This window comes from Streptomyces sp. x-80, assembly GCF_046549095.1.
Lineage (GTDB): Bacteria > Actinomycetota > Actinomycetes > Streptomycetales > Streptomycetaceae > Streptomyces > Streptomyces celluloflavus.
In genome coordinates this window covers 19951-35464 of the sequence record NZ_JAJPWM010000041.1, presented here as the reverse complement: position 1 = coordinate 35464, position 15514 = coordinate 19951, and the positions used below count along the sequence as shown (strand labels likewise).

At 71.4% G+C, this 15514-nt stretch carries 13 protein-coding genes; 8 read left to right on the top strand and 5 right to left on the bottom strand.

Annotation, left to right across the window (positions count from 1 at the left end):
- Positions 1–122 precede the first annotated feature (122 nt).
- Positions 123–761 carry a methyltransferase family protein gene (locus tag ACLJWH_RS40435; protein ID WP_411146813.1) on the bottom strand — a complete coding sequence of 213 codons (639 nt, stop codon included), beginning with the start codon at positions 759–761 and terminating at the stop codon, positions 123–125.
- Between the two features lie 161 nt (positions 762–922).
- Positions 923–1156, bottom strand: a complete 234-nt coding sequence (locus ACLJWH_RS40430) for a TipAS antibiotic-recognition domain-containing protein (RefSeq protein ID WP_411146812.1) — start codon at positions 1154–1156, stop codon at positions 923–925.
- Positions 1157–1292: 136 nt separating this feature from the next.
- Between ACLJWH_RS40430 and ACLJWH_RS40425 the strand changes: the two genes are divergently transcribed.
- From ACLJWH_RS40425 to ACLJWH_RS40410, 4 genes are all read left to right on the top strand, one after another.
- Complete coding sequence (locus tag ACLJWH_RS40425) at positions 1293–2372, top strand: hypothetical protein (protein ID WP_411146811.1); 1080 nt, start codon at positions 1293–1295, stop codon at positions 2370–2372.
- Between the two features lie 262 nt (positions 2373–2634).
- Positions 2635–4344 (top strand): sensor histidine kinase, encoded by a 1710-nt coding sequence (locus ACLJWH_RS40420; RefSeq protein WP_411146816.1) that lies wholly within the window; start codon positions 2635–2637, stop codon positions 4342–4344.
- Between the two features lie 88 nt (positions 4345–4432).
- Positions 4433–5086: a response regulator transcription factor gene (locus ACLJWH_RS40415; protein WP_411146810.1), complete on the top strand. Its 654-nt coding sequence runs from the start codon at positions 4433–4435 to the stop codon at positions 5084–5086.
- A 222-nt stretch (positions 5087–5308) separates the two neighbouring features.
- Positions 5309–6871: an alpha/beta hydrolase gene (locus ACLJWH_RS40410; RefSeq protein ID WP_411146809.1), complete on the top strand. Its 1563-nt coding sequence runs from the start codon at positions 5309–5311 to the stop codon at positions 6869–6871.
- A gap of 385 nt (positions 6872–7256) precedes the next feature.
- On the opposite strand, the gene ACLJWH_RS40405 is transcribed toward ACLJWH_RS40410, so the two are convergent.
- The gene (locus ACLJWH_RS40405; protein ID WP_411146808.1) at positions 7257–8756 is read right to left on the bottom strand and encodes a carboxylesterase/lipase family protein; all 1500 of its coding nucleotides are present in this window, start codon (positions 8754–8756) and stop codon (positions 7257–7259) included.
- A gap of 380 nt (positions 8757–9136) precedes the next feature.
- Between ACLJWH_RS40405 and ACLJWH_RS40400 the strand changes: the two genes are divergently transcribed.
- From ACLJWH_RS40400 to ACLJWH_RS40390, 3 genes are all read left to right on the top strand, one after another.
- Entirely contained in the window at positions 9137–11926 is a 2790-nt protein-coding gene (locus ACLJWH_RS40400) for a helix-turn-helix transcriptional regulator (protein ID WP_411146807.1), read from the top strand.
- Between the two features lie 326 nt (positions 11927–12252).
- On the top strand, positions 12253–12573 hold the full coding sequence (locus ACLJWH_RS40395; RefSeq protein WP_411146806.1) for a MazG-like family protein: 321 nt from the start codon (positions 12253–12255) through the stop codon (positions 12571–12573).
- A 189-nt stretch (positions 12574–12762) separates the two neighbouring features.
- A complete protein-coding gene (locus tag ACLJWH_RS40390; RefSeq protein WP_411146805.1) occupies positions 12763–13395 on the top strand; it encodes a TetR/AcrR family transcriptional regulator in 633 nt (210 codons plus the stop codon).
- A 20-nt stretch (positions 13396–13415) separates the two neighbouring features.
- On the opposite strand, the gene ACLJWH_RS40385 is transcribed toward ACLJWH_RS40390, so the two are convergent.
- Positions 13416–13589, bottom strand: a complete 174-nt coding sequence (locus tag ACLJWH_RS40385; RefSeq protein WP_411146804.1) for a hypothetical protein — start codon at positions 13587–13589, stop codon at positions 13416–13418.
- A 76-nt stretch (positions 13590–13665) separates the two neighbouring features.
- Complete coding sequence (locus ACLJWH_RS40380; RefSeq protein ID WP_411146803.1) at positions 13666–14070, bottom strand: helix-turn-helix domain-containing protein; 405 nt, start codon at positions 14068–14070, stop codon at positions 13666–13668.
- A gap of 226 nt (positions 14071–14296) precedes the next feature.
- Here ACLJWH_RS40380 and ACLJWH_RS40375 point away from each other — a divergent pair, with 226 nt between their 5' ends.
- A complete protein-coding gene (locus tag ACLJWH_RS40375) occupies positions 14297–15508 on the top strand; it encodes a cytochrome P450 (RefSeq protein WP_411146802.1) in 1212 nt (403 codons plus the stop codon).
- The last annotated feature ends 6 nt before the right edge of the window (positions 15509–15514 follow it).

Here is a 15514-nt window from a genome sequence, read left to right as displayed (position 1 = left end):
CTTCACCTGGACCAAGACCGCCGACGAGATCCTCAGCTCCCTCGCCGACTACCTCACCAAGGTCGGTGCCGACAGGCAGCAAACAGAGCAGAACTAACCATCAGAATTTCTGGCGCATCACACTAGCGAGTACCGGCCTGGCGGGGGCGGGCCGGGGCAGGGCGGGTCCAGGGGATCAGTGCGGGGACGCGGGCGCGGTAGGTCTCGTAGGAGGCACCGAACTCACGGGCCATCATGCCGTTCTCGATCTGGACCCGGCGCAGCAGCCAGGGGACGGCGACCACCAGGTAGACGAGCCACGGACCGAATCCGCAAGCCAGCATGCCTCCGCTGATCAGGCCGAGGAGACCCGTGTAGATGGGGTGACGGACCAGCCGGTAGGGACCGTCGGTGCGCAGCTCGTGGTGCTCCTGGAGTTTCGGGATGCCGGCCCACATGGTGCCCAGGACCCAGCGGGCCCATAGCAGCAGGGCGGTGGAGGCGAGCACGAGCAGGGCACCCAGGAGTGCGAGTTCAGGCTGCCAGTACTGAAGGTGGGGCCAGAAGGAATTCGGCACGCGCCCGATCAGCAGGAAGAACACACAGGCGCCCACGAGCAGCAGGACCCGGCGGGGCAGGGTTCGGCGCAGGCCGCGCATCCAGCTCCTCAGCCCGGCCTTGCTTCGCACGCCGAAGTAGACGGCGCCCGCGACCCAGGCCGCGAGGAAGATCAGGACGCAGACATTGGTGAGACCGACGAGTACGGAATGCAGTAAGTCCATGCCCCCAGGCTGCTCCGCACGCGGAGCAGCCCACCACCACCCATGGGTGGAACCGGTGGACCACCCACGAGTGGAGACCCTTCGGGCGGGGCGCTGTATCACCGGGCCGGCGAGAGTTGCTTGTGGCCGGGGTCGCGGCCCCCGACAGTGTGGGCCGTCGGTCAGCTCGGCCGTGCATCGGCGTGGACGCCCATCGCGTCGCGCCGGCAGACGGCCGGCCCGTCGGCGATCTTGTCGTGGTCCGCGCGGAACTGCGGGTCGTCGACGTAGGTCTGGCCCAGTCCCTTGTACGCGGTCATGTCCGGGGTCCAGAACCGGCAGACGCGCTGGTACTGGTAGTGGCGTCTCGCCGGCCCAGCGGACGACCGTAGGAGTTGACGCAGTGGAAACCGCAAGCCGGAACCGGGGGCCGCGTCTGGCGCCCGCCGGGCAGCGCGTCACCCGCCTGCTGCCGGGCGCCCTGATCCGCGGCCGGTCGGTGACGGCTACGGGCGACCGTCGCATGTTCCTGCCCGGCCGACGTGGTGGTGCGTGGCCGCCTCCGCCGCCGGTTGCGGCCTGTTCGCCGTACGGCAGCGCCGCGTACAGCAGCGCCGTACGGCCGCGGCGGGCCGTGAGCCGCTGGTGACCCCGGGCCTGCTGCGCGAGCCCGCCTTCGCCGTCGGGCTCGGCGGCATCGCCCTGTTCTTCGGCGGGCTGACCGGCACTCGGCTCGTGCTGACCCGCTTCCTCCAGACCGGCCGGCACTTCACCGCCGGTGACGCGGGGCCGGGCAACCTGTCGCTCGCGATGGGTACGGCCATCGGTGACGCGGTCGGCGGCTCCGGCCTCACCGACCGGATCGGCCGCAAGGTGCCCGGGACCGGCCCGCTCGTCCAGCTCGTCGGCGCGGCGCTGCTCCGGTTCGAGCTCGACGGCCTCGGCACCGGCACGTTCTCGATCCGGGACCTCGCCCCGGGTGTGGTGGTGGCCGGTGTCGGGGCGGGCGTGGTCGTCGCCGCCCGGTTCAGCTTCATCCTCGCCGCGGTCGACGATGACGGGACCGGTTCCGCCTCCGGGGTGCTGTCCGGCGTCCGGTCCGTCGGCGGCTCCATCGGTGTCGCGGTCTTCGGCTCGGTGTTCTTCGCCCAGGCCGGGACCGGTGGCTTCACCGCCGGCTTCCACCACGCTCTCCGCGTCCAGGCGCGCCTGCCGACCGCGATCCTCGCCCTCATCTTTCTGCTGCCCGCGAAGGGCCGCCCCGAGGACGAGCAGCCCGGCAGCACCACCGATGCCCCCTCCGGCCGGCCCTCGGGGAGAATCACAAAGCCGCAGGTCAGAGGATTGCCGCAGTCCGACCTGGGAACGTCCGATCGGGGAACGCCTCTCCGCTGCTCCGGAAACGCGCAGGGTGCCCTCGCAGGTCAGGAGCAGGAGAGGGCACAGTGGGTGGCTGAGGGGGCGCTGCGCTGGTCTCTGCGGAAGGTGTCGTTCAACATCCGTAGGCAACGGGACCGGGCGGGTCCGGTCCGACCGGCCGGCCGCATCCCGCGGCGCGGAAGCCCTGGCGGCGCGGCGAAGCGGCGTCGATCGGGTCCGGGCCGACAGGAGCCGGCACGGGCTTCGTCGTAGCGGTCCCGGGAAGCGGGGCCTCCGGTGTCCTGGGCCGTGCCCGACAGATCGTGTGCCGGGCCGCCGCACCGGGTGCGACTTTCGTCGTCGGGCGTCGCGACCAATGGCGGGCGCGGTGTCCGGCTGAGCGGCTTAACGTGGCCGCGTGACTCGTGTGGAATCTACGGCCCCTGGAGCATCGGCCCGCCGGACACTGGCGGCGAGGCTGCGTGCGGCGCCCCGTCGGCTGGCCGCTCCGGGCAGGGCTCTCTTCGCCCCCGGGATGTGGCCTGCCCGGCGCATCGTGGGCGAATCGCTGTTGAGCGTGGTGTTCGGGCTGCTGGGAGCGGGTCTTGAGGCCCTGGGACGCGGCGGCACGGTACAGGTCGTCGCCGTCGGGCTGGCGGCCGCAGTGCTGTCGTCGCTGCGCCGGGTGCTGCCCGCGACCGTGCTGCTGGTGACCGCCGTCGGTTCCGTTCCGTTCGACGGTCTCGCTCCGCTGGTCCTCGTCGCCGCCTGGTCGGCGGGGCGGCGGATCGACGGGGTCGGCAAAGCGGTCGGCGTCTTCGGCCTGGCGTATGTCCTTACCTTCGGCCTGACGGTCGTGCTGGACCTGCCTCGCTTCTCACTGTCGTACTTGGTCCTCGGCGCCCTGGGGCTGCTGGTCGCGATCATCGTGCCTGGCCTGGCCGGCCGCTATTGGTCGCAACGCCGTGCGCTGACCGACACGCTCCGCGAGTACAACGCCCAGCTGCTGCGCGAGCGCGCGATGATCGCCGGACAGGCCCGGTTGCGGGAGCGTCAGCGCATCGCGCAGGACATGCACGACAGCCTCGGCCATCAGCTGGCGCTCATCTCGGTGCACACGGGCGCGCTGGAGGTGGACCGCGAGCTGACCGGGCGGCAGCGGGAGGCGGTGGGGGTGCTGCGCGAGGCGTCGGTGGCCGCGATGCACGAGCTGCGCGAGGTGGTAGGCGTGCTGCGGGACGGCACACCGGCGCCCGGCCATGGGGACACCGCCCCGGACCTCGCGGCCTCGGGGGCGGAAGACGCCACGACGCTGTCGCGCGGGGTGGCCGGCATCGAGGGCCTGGTGGCAGCGTCCCGGGGCGCGGGTACGGCCGTGGAGCTGCGGCGCTCCGGCGCACCGCGCCCGCTGACCCCGACCGCCGATCACGCGGCGTACCGCATCGCCCAGGAGGGCCTGACCAACGCCCATAAGCACGCCCCGGGCGCCCCGATCACCATCGAGCTGCGGTACGAGCCGGACTCGCTGGTCGTGGAGGTCGCCAACGGCCCCGCGACCGGGACGACGGGCGACGGACGGAGTGTGGTGAGCGGCGGTCAGGGGCTGACCGGGCTCGGTGAGCGGACCCGGCTCGTCGGGGGCATGGTGCACGCGGGCCCGACGGCGAACGGCGGCTTCCGGCTGGCGGGCGTGCTGCCGTACACCTCTCCGGAGGGCGGTGCCCCGAGCCCCGTGCCCGGTGACGCGGCGACGACGTTCGTCGATCCCACAGGCGACTTTCGGCAGCAGATCCCGGCGGGCTCCCTGGGCGAGGGTGATCCCGTCATGGAGGGGATCGGTCTGCCGAAGGAGCTGGCCAGGGCAATGAGCAGGAACAAGACAAGAAGCGGGATAGCCGTTGGCTGCGGGGTGGTGGCAGTGGTCGCCCTGCTGCTGGTGATCGCCGCGGTCGTCGGGGGGATCTTCTTCATGCGTGAGGTGGACAAGGCCATGATCGAGCCGAAGCGGTACGACGCGGTGAAGGTGGGCCAGTCCGAGGCGGAGGTCCGCAAGCAGCTGCCCCACGGGGAATCTTTCCTGACCGAGGGCCTGGACAAGGGCGCGCCGCCCGTGCCCGAGGGGGCGAAGTGCCTCAGCCTGAATTCCACTGAGGTCGGCAGCAGTTGGCGCAAGGAGCCGGTCTTCCGGTTCTGCTTCAAGGACGGCAAGTTGATCGAGAAGAAGTCCTTCGAGGTCACGAACTGAGGACCGCCGCTGTGCAGTCCCGGGCGCTCGGTCGGGGATGATGGTCGGTGGCCGCAGGTATGACCGCTCAAGACCGCGCAGGAGAGTCGTGATCAGGGTTCTCGTCACAGATGACGAGCCGCTCATTCGGGCGGGCATCAGGATGATTCTCTCCTCCGCCGACGACATCGACGTCGTCGCGGAGGCGGCCAACGGCCGTGAGGCGGTCGAACTGGCCCGGTCCCGGCGCGTGGATGTCGTGCTGCTCGACATCCAGATGCCGGTCATGGACGGGCTGACGGCCCTGGCCGAGCTGCATCGGACCGTCCCTGATACGCGGGTGCTGATCCTGACGACGTTCGGGGAGCAGCAGAACGTGCTGCGCGCCCTGACCGGGGGCAGTGCGGGCTTTCTGCTCAAGGACTCGGCGCCCGCGGAGCTCATGCGTGCGGTACGGGCTGCCGCGGCCGGAGACGCGTACTTGTCGCCGGGCGCCACCCGCCATGTCGTGGACTCGTTGGCGTCCGGCCGGAGCGCGCACCGTACCGAGCAGGCCCGCCGCCGGCTGGAGACGCTGACGGACCGCGAGCTGGAGGTCCTGGCGCTGCTGGGTGAGGGCCTGTCCAACGCGGACGCCGGTCAGCGGATCCATATGAGCGAAGCCACGGTCAAGACGTATGTGAGCCGGATCCTGGCCAAGCTGGACTGCGAGAACCGGGTGCAGGCCGCACTGCTGGCACGAGACGCCGGTCTGGGGACCTGACCACACCACTCGATGGCGTGGACGCAGAGCCCGCCGCGGGCGGCGCCCGGTCTGTGACGACAGCTTTCGCTTACGGCGCCGCCTGGGGTGACGGCCGTTCAGCCGTCGGGCAGAAGCCGGTACTGCCCGAGGGCACCGGGCGTCCGCCTTGCCGCGCGGCCACCGTGCCTTGGCCGTCGAAGGTTCATGTGAACACCACTCCACACCACACCAGAGACAGGTATGTCTAGATTTCTCACTCTTCGCACCGCCTCGCTGCTCTCCGCCGCCCTGCTGCTCGCCGTCGGCGCCACGGCCTGTAGCGGCGACAAGGGCGGCACCGGCCTCCGCACGTCCCCCGCGTTGGCGACCACCGTGCTGCCCACCTCGCTCACCTCCCAGAAGCCCGACTGGCAGCCCTGCCCGGCGGCGTCCACCGCCCAGGGCGGCGACGGCAAGGCACCCGGCAAGCTGCCGGACGGCACGGCATGGGAGTGCGCGACCGTGCAGGCGCCCCTGGACTACGCCAGGCCCGATGGTGACACCATCGACCTCGCGGTGATCCGCGCCAAGGCCATGGGCGGCGGCAAGCGGATCGGCTCGCTGGTCTTCAACTTCGGCGGGCCGGGCGCATCGGGCGTGGCCACTCTGCCGGACTACGACGCTGCCCAGTCCCTCCGCTCGCGTTACGACCTGGTCAGCTTCGATCCGCGGGGCGTCGGAAACAGCGCGGGCGTGACGTGCCTGAGCGACAAGGAGACCGACGAGCGGCGCGCCAGGACCCGCAACCTGGCCGGGACGGCCGAGGAGAACAAGAAGACCGCGGCGGCCTGCGCGAAGAACTCCGGGAAGGTGCTGCCGCACGTCGATACCGAGAGCGCCGCCCGCGACCTGGACCTGATGCGCCAGGTTCTGGGCGATGCCAAGCTCAACTACTTCGGCATCTCCTACGGAACCGAACTGGGCGGGGTCTACGCCCACTTGTTCCCCGAGAAGGTGGGCCGCACCGCCCTGGACGCCGTCGTCGACCCGACCAAGGACTCCGTACAAGAGGCGCTGGGCCAGGCAAAGGGCTTCCAACTGGCACTGGACAACTACCTGGCGGACTGCGCGAAGACGCCCGGCACCTGCCCGTACCAGAGCCCCGAGGACGGGCACCGGCGGATCGCCGACCTGCTGGCGAAGACCGGCAGGCAGCCGCTGCCGACCACGAGCGGGCGCAAGCTCACCCAGGAGGACGCGACCGCCGGCATCGCCCAGCTGCTGTACTCCGAGGAGATGTGGCCCAGCCTGTCGGTCTCGCTCTCCGACGCGGAGCAGGGCAACGGCGACAACCTCCTGACGATGGCCGACGCCCTCAACGGCCGTGATGACAAGGGGCACTACAGCACCATGCAGGCAGCCAACACCGCGATCAGCTGCGCCGACACCAAGCAGCGCCTCACTCCCCAGGATGTGGCGGCCAGACTGCCGGAGTTCCGTAAGGCGTCACCGGTCTTCGGTGAGCTGACCGCAAAGGGCCTGCTGAGCTGCACCGACTGGCCGGTCACCGGCAAGAGCGACACCCCGCAGGTGTCGGCACCGGGCGCCGCCCCCATCGTCGTCATCGGAAACGCGGGCGACCCGGCGACCCCCGTCGAGGGCGCGCGGACGATGGCCGAGAAGCTCGGCAAGGGCGTGGGAGTGCTGCTCACCGTCAAGGGCGAAGGCCACGGCACGTACGGCGTCAACCAGTGCGCCACCAAGGCCGTGAACGAGCACCTGCTGCACGGCAGGGCCCCGTCGAACGGAACCGTCTGCGCATGACCACGGCGTAGCGCGACGGGGCGGCGCACCGATCCGGCGACGCCGTCGGCGCCGGCCACGGGTTTCGTCGAGCCTTCGTCATCTTCGAATGTGCTGGTCGGAGGTGCTGGTGTGAGGTTCGATAACGCCCGCCCCCGATGGGTCGGCATGAACCTGTTCGCCCCCACCTGTGCACTCCCCGCCCGCATCGCCGCCGGGCCCGCCGACGACATCCTGCTCATGGCCGGCGGACATCAGGCAAGGCCAGGCCGCAGCGCATCCGCGCCGACCCGCGCATGGCCCGCCTGGCCCGTCGGCACACGGGGCTCCCGAGAGCATCGGCGGGCCTGCCCCTGTCAGGGCAGACGCCGACTCGTCACGCTGAAGCCGCCGCCCGGCCCAGCGGTCAGCCGTCGGACGGCCACCAGGTCCCGGACTCCCAGACCCTGCCGTCCCAGATCCGGCGCTGGGCGGCCTGGGGGTCGTCGACGACGGCGGACCCGGCGGAGTCGAAGACCATGGTGGCGCGCCGCCCGGTGTCGTAGCCGGGCCATGCGGGCAGGCCGTCGGCGCCCGGAGCCGAGCCGCCGGCGAAGACACCCCAGACGTCGTGCAGCACGCCGGCCAGACCGCTGCCGCCGGACCAGATCTGCATGCCGTCCGCTCCATGAACGGCGGGTGCGGTTCCCGAGGGCGCGAGCACGGGCGGAAGGCCGGTCAATGGGCCGTCGTAGCGGGAGCGCCAGACCGGGCCGTATCGGCACTGGGCGTCGGCCAGGCGGGTGGTGGGGACCGCGTACCGTTCATCGGTCATGATCGCGACACGGAGCCGGACCGGGTCCTCGGCCAGGTCGGGCCGGGCCTCGGCATAGGCGTCGAGGATTTCGGCGCGGGCCGCGGCGCCGAAGTAGTCGGCGAGGACGCGGTCGGCCTGCTCAGCCGTGTCGGGAGCGATCAGCTGGAACAGCGCACATTCCTCGACGCAGTGCTGGGCCAGCAGGGCGACCCCGGCCGCCGAGCCCGCGGCGACGGCGTCCAGGGGCCGGGCGGTGAGGGCGAGACCGTCGATGGCCGGCCGCCACAGCCACATGGTGTGCACGATGTCGCCGAACGCGCCCTGCGCATGCAGGATGTCCTGCGCGTCCACCTCGCGGATGCGTTCGGGGCCGGTGCCCAGCTCGCGGAAGAAGCTGCGCGCGACGTTCGCGGCCTGGGCCGGTGTGGCGACGTGGTCGGCGCCGCCACTGCTGGAGGCGGCGCGGTGGACCAGGCCCCGGGCCAGGGGCGAGGCCAGCAGATTGGCGACGGACTTCGCCCCGGCCGAGACGCCGTAGATGGTGACGTTGCCGGGATCGCCGCCGAACGCCTCGATGTTGTCGCGTATCCAGCGCAGCACCGCGATCTGGTCGTGCAGTCCGAAGGCGCCACTGTGCTCCTCCCCGGGAACGGCGAGGAAGCCCAGCGCCCCCAGTCGGTAGCCGAAGCTCACCACTACCAGGCCGTGGCTGCGCGCGAAGGAGCTTCCGTCCTCGGCCATATCGGTGCCGGCGCCCACCTGGTAGCCGCCGCCGTGGATCCATACCAGCACCGGACGGCGCACCGCCCCGGCGGGCGCGGTGACGTTGAGGTAGAGGCAGTCCTCCGAGGGCGGCGGCAGTTGCACCGCCGAGCCGCCGTCCGACAGGACGGATGCCGTTTGCGGCAGGGGCGGAGCGGGAGCGGGAGCCTGGTAAGAAGTCGCGTCCCGCACTCCGCTCCACGGCTCGGGGGGCTGCGGCGGGCGCAGCCGCAGCGGTCCCACGGGTGGTGCGGCGTAGGGGATTCCTCGCCACGCGGCGATGCCGTCGGCGATTTCGAGGCCGCGGACCGGGCCCGCGGAGGTGTTGGCGATGAAGGGTGTTGCCACTTTCTGTCTTCCTTGTCTCCAGGTGGCGGCGGAGCCGGACCGCCACGTCGTGGATGCCGCCCTCGTCCACGGCGGTGGCGCGGATGGCGGGGCCGCGGTGGCGAGCAGATCGACCGGACCAGGTTAAGGATCGTTACGGCAGGATCACTTGCGTCATCTGACTGCCCGTGGAAGTTCACCGGCCGCCGGTTCAGCTGACGGCTTGAGTAGCCCGGCTGCCGCAGCACGGCGCCCAGCAGAGCAGGTCCGGACGGTTTGTCGGCCGCCCGAGGCGGCTTGACTGTCCTGCTGCCGGCGGCAGATGATCATTCGCAAAAGGCCATGGCCGCGCAGCACGGAATCGGCGTGCGGAACACCAGGTCGCCGAGGAGCGAACAAGGTTGGCTGGGAACTCAGGGGGCAGAGGCGCGCCCGAGGCCCGTGGGGCGATCCTGGGCAGGGACCGGGAACTGGCCGCCGTCGTCTCGATGTTCGACACCATGCGGGTGCGCGGACAGGTGCGCCTGATCATCGGCGAGCCGGGCATCGGCAAGACCGCACTGCTCGCAGCCGCCGCGGCCGGGGCACGGCGGCGCGGCGTGACGGTGCTCACGGCACGCGGCGCCGCATCCGAGCAGCACCTGCCCTTCGCCGCGCTGCACGACCTGCTGCGTCCCCTGGTGGAGCGGGACCACGCGGCGAACCTGGCTCCGGGACGCCGCAAGGCGCTGTTCGACGCATTCGGTATGTCCGAGACGGTTTCCCCGCCCAAGCTGTTCTTCGTCGCCCTGGCGGCCCTGGACGTGGTGTCCGACGCCTGCTCCCGACAGCCGCTGCTGCTGGTCGTCGACGACTACCAGTGGCTCGACGCCGCCAGCCGCGACGTGATCGACTTCGTCGCCAGGCGCCTGGTGACGGAGCCGGCGGTGCTGCTGATCGCCACGCGCCCGGACCACGCGCACCCACCAAATCTGCTGGACACCCCGGATGTTGAGGTGGAGGTCCTCGGCGCACTGGACGATGCCTCCGCCGGCGCGCTCCTGCTGGCCCGCGCGCCGGACCTGCCCGAGGCACTGCGCGACCACGTGCTCGCGGAAGCAGCCGGCAATCCGCTCGCCCTGCTGGAACTACCCGTGCGAACGCGGAGCGAGTCGTCCTCCCCACCCCGCTCCGGCCAGGGACCGGCCCTCACCGCGCGCCTGGAGCGCGCGTTCGCCCCCCGGCTGCCCGAACTGGGTGCGCCGGCGCGCCTACTGCTCCTCGTGGTGGCGCTCAACGACAGTGACCGCTTGTCCGAGGCGATCGGCGCCGCGTCGATCGCGATCGGCCAGGAGGTCGGGCTGAGCCGGATCGACGAGGCGGTGGGACTCGGCCTGGTGTGGACCGATGGCGAGACCGTGCGGTTCCCGCATCCGCTGGTGCGCTCCGCCGTGGTGCATTCCGTGAGCGCGGCGACGCGGCGGTCGGCGCATCGCGCCCTGGCCCAAGCGCTGTCGGGTGACGCGGACCGGCACGCCTGGCACAGCGCCGCGGCGGCCGCGGGGCCGGACGAGGCGGTGGCGCAGCTCACGGAGGCGGCGGCCGACCGGGCCATGAGGCGCGGCCTGCCTTCCTCGGCGGTGGCCTGGTGGGAGAAGGCCGCGGGGCTCTCCCCGGAGGAGGGGCACCGGGGCCGACGGCTGCTGCGGGCGGCGGAGGCCGCCTTCCAGCTCGGCAATGCCGACGACGTGCGCCGGTTCACCGACCAGTCCCGCTCCCTCCGGCTGGAGGTGACCGAGCGCGGGCTGTTCTCCTTCCTCGACGGCGACCTCGACAACGCCGTTCCCCAGGACGCCGAGGGGGTGCGGCTCGTGCTGCGCTCCGCGACCAGGGCACGGGACGACGGCGCTCCCGAGGCCGCCGCCATGCTCCTGGTCGAAGCGGCAACGCTCTGCTGGTGCTGCGGCGCCGGACAGCCGATCCGTGACGAGCTCCTGGCCACCGCCGACAGCCTGCCGCTGGCGGCGGACGATCCCAGGGTGCTGACCGCCTGGGGGCTCTCCGGTGCGGCGGAACGGCGCCGACGCGCCGTGGACGCGCTGGACCGGTGGAGCGTGCGCTCCGTCGCCGACCCGGCCACCGAGTCGCTGCTGTCCAGGACGGCGTTCGTGTGCGGCGAGTACGAGCGGAGCCTGGCGTTCGGCCGGTCGGCCGCGGACGGGCTGCGCCGGCAGGGCCGGCTCGGCATGCTCGCGCAATTGCAGGTCCGCCAGTCCTTCGCCGCCACTGCCCTGGGGCGCTGGGACCTGGCCGGGTCCACTGCGCAGGAGGCACACCGACTGGCCTCAAAGGCGTGCCAGCCGATATGGGCGGCCAGCGCCGCACTGGCCCTGGCGTACCTCTCGGGCCTGCGCGGCTCACTTCGACAGTCGGTCGAGCTCCTGGACGAGTTCGAGAGAGTCGCCCTGTGCACCGGGATCCAGCCGCTCATGACCGGGGCGCAGATGGCGAAGGGACTGCGTGAACTGGGGCAGGGACATCCCGCCGAGGCATTCGGTCACCTGCGGAAGGTGGTGGACGGCGGTGACCGGACCCACCATCCGATCACACGGCTGTGGGCGATCGACTATTTCGCGGAAGCCGCCCTGGGTGCCGGCGAGACCGGACGCGCCCGCCCGATCGTGCGGGACCTGGAGCCCGTACTGGAGACGGTCACCGGGACAACCGCCCACCGGCCCATCCGCCTCGCCCAAGCGCTGCTCGCACCGGATTCCGAAGCCGAGGCCGCCTTCACCCGGGCGTTCGACCTCGCCGAAGGTGCCTCGCCCTGGTACCGGGCCCGGTTGGACCTCGCGCACGGAATGTGGCTGCGCCGCAGGCGCCACGGTGCGGGGGCCCGCGCACCGCTTCAGTCCGCGCACGCCGTATTCGAAACGCTGGGAGCCCGTGCCTGGGCGAAACGGTCGGCGCGGGAGCTGCGCGCGTCGGGCGTCAAGGGGCAACCGGCGCCGCGGTCGGCCGCGGCGCTCCTCACGCCGCAGGAGCTCCAGATCGCCCGGCTGGCCGCCGAGGGACTGTCCAACCGCGACATCAGCAATCGGCTGTACCTCTCCCACCGCACCGTCGGCTCACACCTCTACCGCATCTTCCCCAAACTCGGCATCACCTCCAGGACCCAGCTGCCCGCGGCGCTCTCCCCCTGCGACCGGTAACGACCCGGGGTGCAACAGGGAGTGGATCAGCGAGCGGCGTCATGCGGCTTCGGATCCAAGGCGGAGGAAGAGGGAGGAAGGAGGCGACGCGGAGCGTCGTCGACTCCGTGGACCCCGTGGACTCCGTGGACCCCGTGGACTCCGTGGACCCCGTCGACCCCGGCAACGCCACCACCCCATCGGAGGCGGCTGCCCGAATCGCCACCGTGCTCCCCACGCATCCCGGTGGCGTCGCCGCACGCACCAGATCCGACGGCCACGCAGCGCCCCCCATGACCACAGCGCTCCCACGCGACACCCCGGACAGGACACGGAGCACCCCCCACATGCACGACACCGGGGAGACCGTCGACCGGCTTGTCGAGTGGCTCGACGCGGGGAGCGGCGTCTCACCCGAGAGGGCGCGCATGCTGCGCGTACTCAAGATCAGCGAAGAGGCCGGCGAAGGCGCCGAGGCCATCCACGGAGTGACCGGCTCCAACCCCCGCCAGGGCAACAGCCACACCTGGGACGACGTACAGGCCGAACTCTGCGACGTCATCTTCACCAGCCTGGTCGCCCTGCGGACGATCACCCCCGAGGCCGAGAAGGTGTTCGCCGAGCGACTCGGCCACGCGGAACGCTCCCTGAACCGCTGGGCGAGGTGACGGGGCCACCCGGGAAAAGTCTGTTGCTGTCAGGACGCCTTTGCCGCCACGGAAGAGCGGGGGCCGGGCGCCGAGGTGCCCGGTCCGGGGCCGACACCCGCGCTGAGCGCCACGGACAGCACCCCGGAGATCCACTCGTCCGCCCCGACCCGCACCGGAGGCACCATCAGCAGGGTGCAGACTGTGCCAATGCCTGCTGAAGAATCGACACCGCAACGCACCCGGAATCCGTGGGGGCAGGGCGAGCGGCTGCGCACCGAGATCCTGGAGGCGGCCGCCCGGCTCCTGTCGGAACTGGACAGTGCGGAGGGCATCACGATCCGTGGCGTGGCCAGGGCCGTCGGGATCGCCCCGGCCAGCATCTACCAGCACTTCTCCGACAAGGCGGCGCTGGTGCAGGGGATCGTGGGGTACGACTTCGAGCTGCTCATGGCCGCGATGCACAAGGCGGAGGAGCGGCTTGCCGCTGAGGATGTCGTCGGCCGGGTGCGGGCGCAGATGCACGCGTACTGCCGGTTCGCCATGGAGCATCCCGGCCACTATCGGCTGATGCTCAGTCTTCGGGACGCCGCTCATCAGCAGCGGGGGAACAGCCTGCCGGAAGGGCCGCTGCTGAAGCTCGTGGAGCTGCTGACGGAGTCGTTCGTCCGCTGCGAGCAGGCCGGTCATCGCCTGCGGGTGTCGGCGGAACGAGCGGCGATCATCGTGTTCGTCGGCGCGCATGGCCTGGTCGCCCTGTGGCATGCCAGCCCGGAGGACGACGACAGCGAGATCAGGTCCCTGGTGGACGAGCAGATCTCGATGGTCTTCGCCGACTGCTGAACTTGAATTCGTGATGTCGGTCAGCCGTTCATGACCAGGCCGGTGCCGGCAAGGCAGCCGTCGACCGCGTCAGGGCGGTACCGGATCTGCTTGAGCCTGCGCTTCACGGCCCGGGTGATCTGGCTCGGGTCGGCTGCGGCAAGGTTGCCGATGTCACGCTTGACCCTCGACCAGATGTCCTCCTGCGGATTCAAGTCCGGTGCGCAGGAGGGCAGTTGGAAGACGGTGAGCGGTCGGCGTTCGCGGCGATGAACTCCCTCAGCGGGGCCGTCAGGTGGATGCGCACGTTGTCCCACACGAGCACGATCGGGCCGCCGAGCTGGATGCGGAGACGTGGAAGAGCCGGCCGATCAGCGTCTTGATCCGCGCCGGCGTCCACCGCTGGTCCGCCCCACCGTGGGCCAGTGGGCCACGCTCCAGCTCCCGCGCGAGCCGGGCCATCTGAGACTCGCTGAGCCGTGGGCGCCCGGGTGATCCCTTCGACAGGGCCCCTGCCTCGCCCGGGTCACGCCACTGCCGACGCCACCGCTCCACCGAACGCTCCCTCACCCGCAGCGCGGCGGCGAGGTCCTTGTTCTTCTTCCCGCCCTTGAAGCGTTCGACGGCCTGAATCCGGACCCGCTCCCGCGCGGCCCTCCCCGCGTCGGTCAACCCGCCGCCCTGCGCGTATCTCACGCCCACAGGACTGCCGGACCGACCGGCCATCGTCGGGCGGACAAGCCCGACATCACCTCAATCAAGTTCAGTGGCGGCGGGCGAGACCTCCGGGATCGGACGGGATCGGACGGGACCGGACCCCAAGTGAACTGCGTCACAGAAAGTGGCAATGCGCGCCCCCAGTTACCTAACATGTGTTCAGTAAGTCAGTGAACAGTTGTTAGGTAACTTCTCTGGAGGTGCCATGTCCGAAGCGTTCGTCGACGTTGCCCGCTATCCGATGTCGCGCGGCGGCTGCCCCTTCGACCCGCCGCCCACTGTGGACCGGCCACGGGAGCAGGGGGCGGTGATCCGGATGCGGCTGCCCGACGGCAGCACGCCATGGCTGGTCACCGGATACCCGGAGCTGCGCGCGGTGCTGTCCGACTCGCGCTTCAGCGCCGACCCCAGCAAACCCGGCTACCCGCCGACCGCGGGAAACCCGACGGGCGAACCCGAGCCGGGGATGTTCGGCACCATGGACGACCCCGAACACGCCAGGCTGCGCCGGATGCTGACCCGCGACTTCGTGGTCAAGCGCGCCGAGGCGGCCCGGCCGGCCATCCAGCAGATCGTCGACGAAAAGATCGACGAGATGCTCCGCCTCGGCGGGCCGGTCGACCTCGTCGAGGCATTCGCCCTGCCGGTCCCCTCGCTGGTGATCTGCGAACTGCTCGGGGTGCCCTATGCCGACCACGCGTTCTTCGAGGACCGCAGCGCCAAGGTGCTTTCGCTCTCCCCTGACCAGACGGAAAAGGAGGCGGCCGAACTCGAACTCCGCGACTACCTGGGCACGCTCCTGGCGGCCAAGGGCCTCAACCCCGCCGACGACCTGCTCAGCCGCCTGGCGGTCGACCGCGTACGGACCGGGGATCTGACCGACGAAGAGGCCACCACCTTCGCCGTCCTGCTGCTGGTCGCCGGGCACGAGACCACCGCGAACATGATCGCTCTCGGCATCCTGGCCCTCCTCCGGCACCCCGACCAGCTCGCCCTGCTGCGCGACAGCGACGACCCGAAGCTGATCGCCAACGCGGTCGAGGAACTGCTGCGCTACCTCAGTGTGGTGCACTCCGGGCTGTCCCGGGTCGCGGTCGAGGACGTGGAGATCGGGGGCCAGGTGATCAAGGCCGGCGAGGGGGTGATCCTCGCCGTCGACGGCGCGAACCGGGACAGCACGGCCTTCCCGGACCCGGCTCGGCTGGACCTCCGCCGCACGGCCCGTCACCACGCGGCGTTCGGCTACGGCATCCATCAGTGCCTGGGCCAGCAGCTCGCCCGCGTCGAGCTCACGATCGCCTACCCCACGCTGCTGCGCCGCATTCCCGGTCTGCGGCTGGCGACCGCGCTCGAAGAGATTCCGTTCCGGACGGACATGGGCGTCTACGGCGTGCACCAACTGCCGGTCACCTGGTGACACCGC

Coding starts and splice junctions, on each gene's coding strand:
- ACLJWH_RS40395 (WP_411146806.1), top strand. CDS start 12,253: ATGCACGACACCGGGGAGACCGTCGACCGGCTTGTCGAGTGGCTCGAC.
- ACLJWH_RS40390 (WP_411146805.1), top strand. CDS start 12,763: ATGCCTGCTGAAGAATCGACACCGCAACGCACCCGGAATCCGTGGGGG.
- ACLJWH_RS40410 (WP_411146809.1), top strand. CDS start 5,309: ATGTCTAGATTTCTCACTCTTCGCACCGCCTCGCTGCTCTCCGCCGCC.
- ACLJWH_RS40375 (WP_411146802.1), top strand. CDS start 14,297: ATGTCCGAAGCGTTCGTCGACGTTGCCCGCTATCCGATGTCGCGCGGC.
- ACLJWH_RS40420 (WP_411146816.1), top strand. CDS start 2,635: ATGTGGCCTGCCCGGCGCATCGTGGGCGAATCGCTGTTGAGCGTGGTG.
- ACLJWH_RS40435 (WP_411146813.1), bottom strand. CDS start 761: ATGGACTTACTGCATTCCGTACTCGTCGGTCTCACCAATGTCTGCGTC.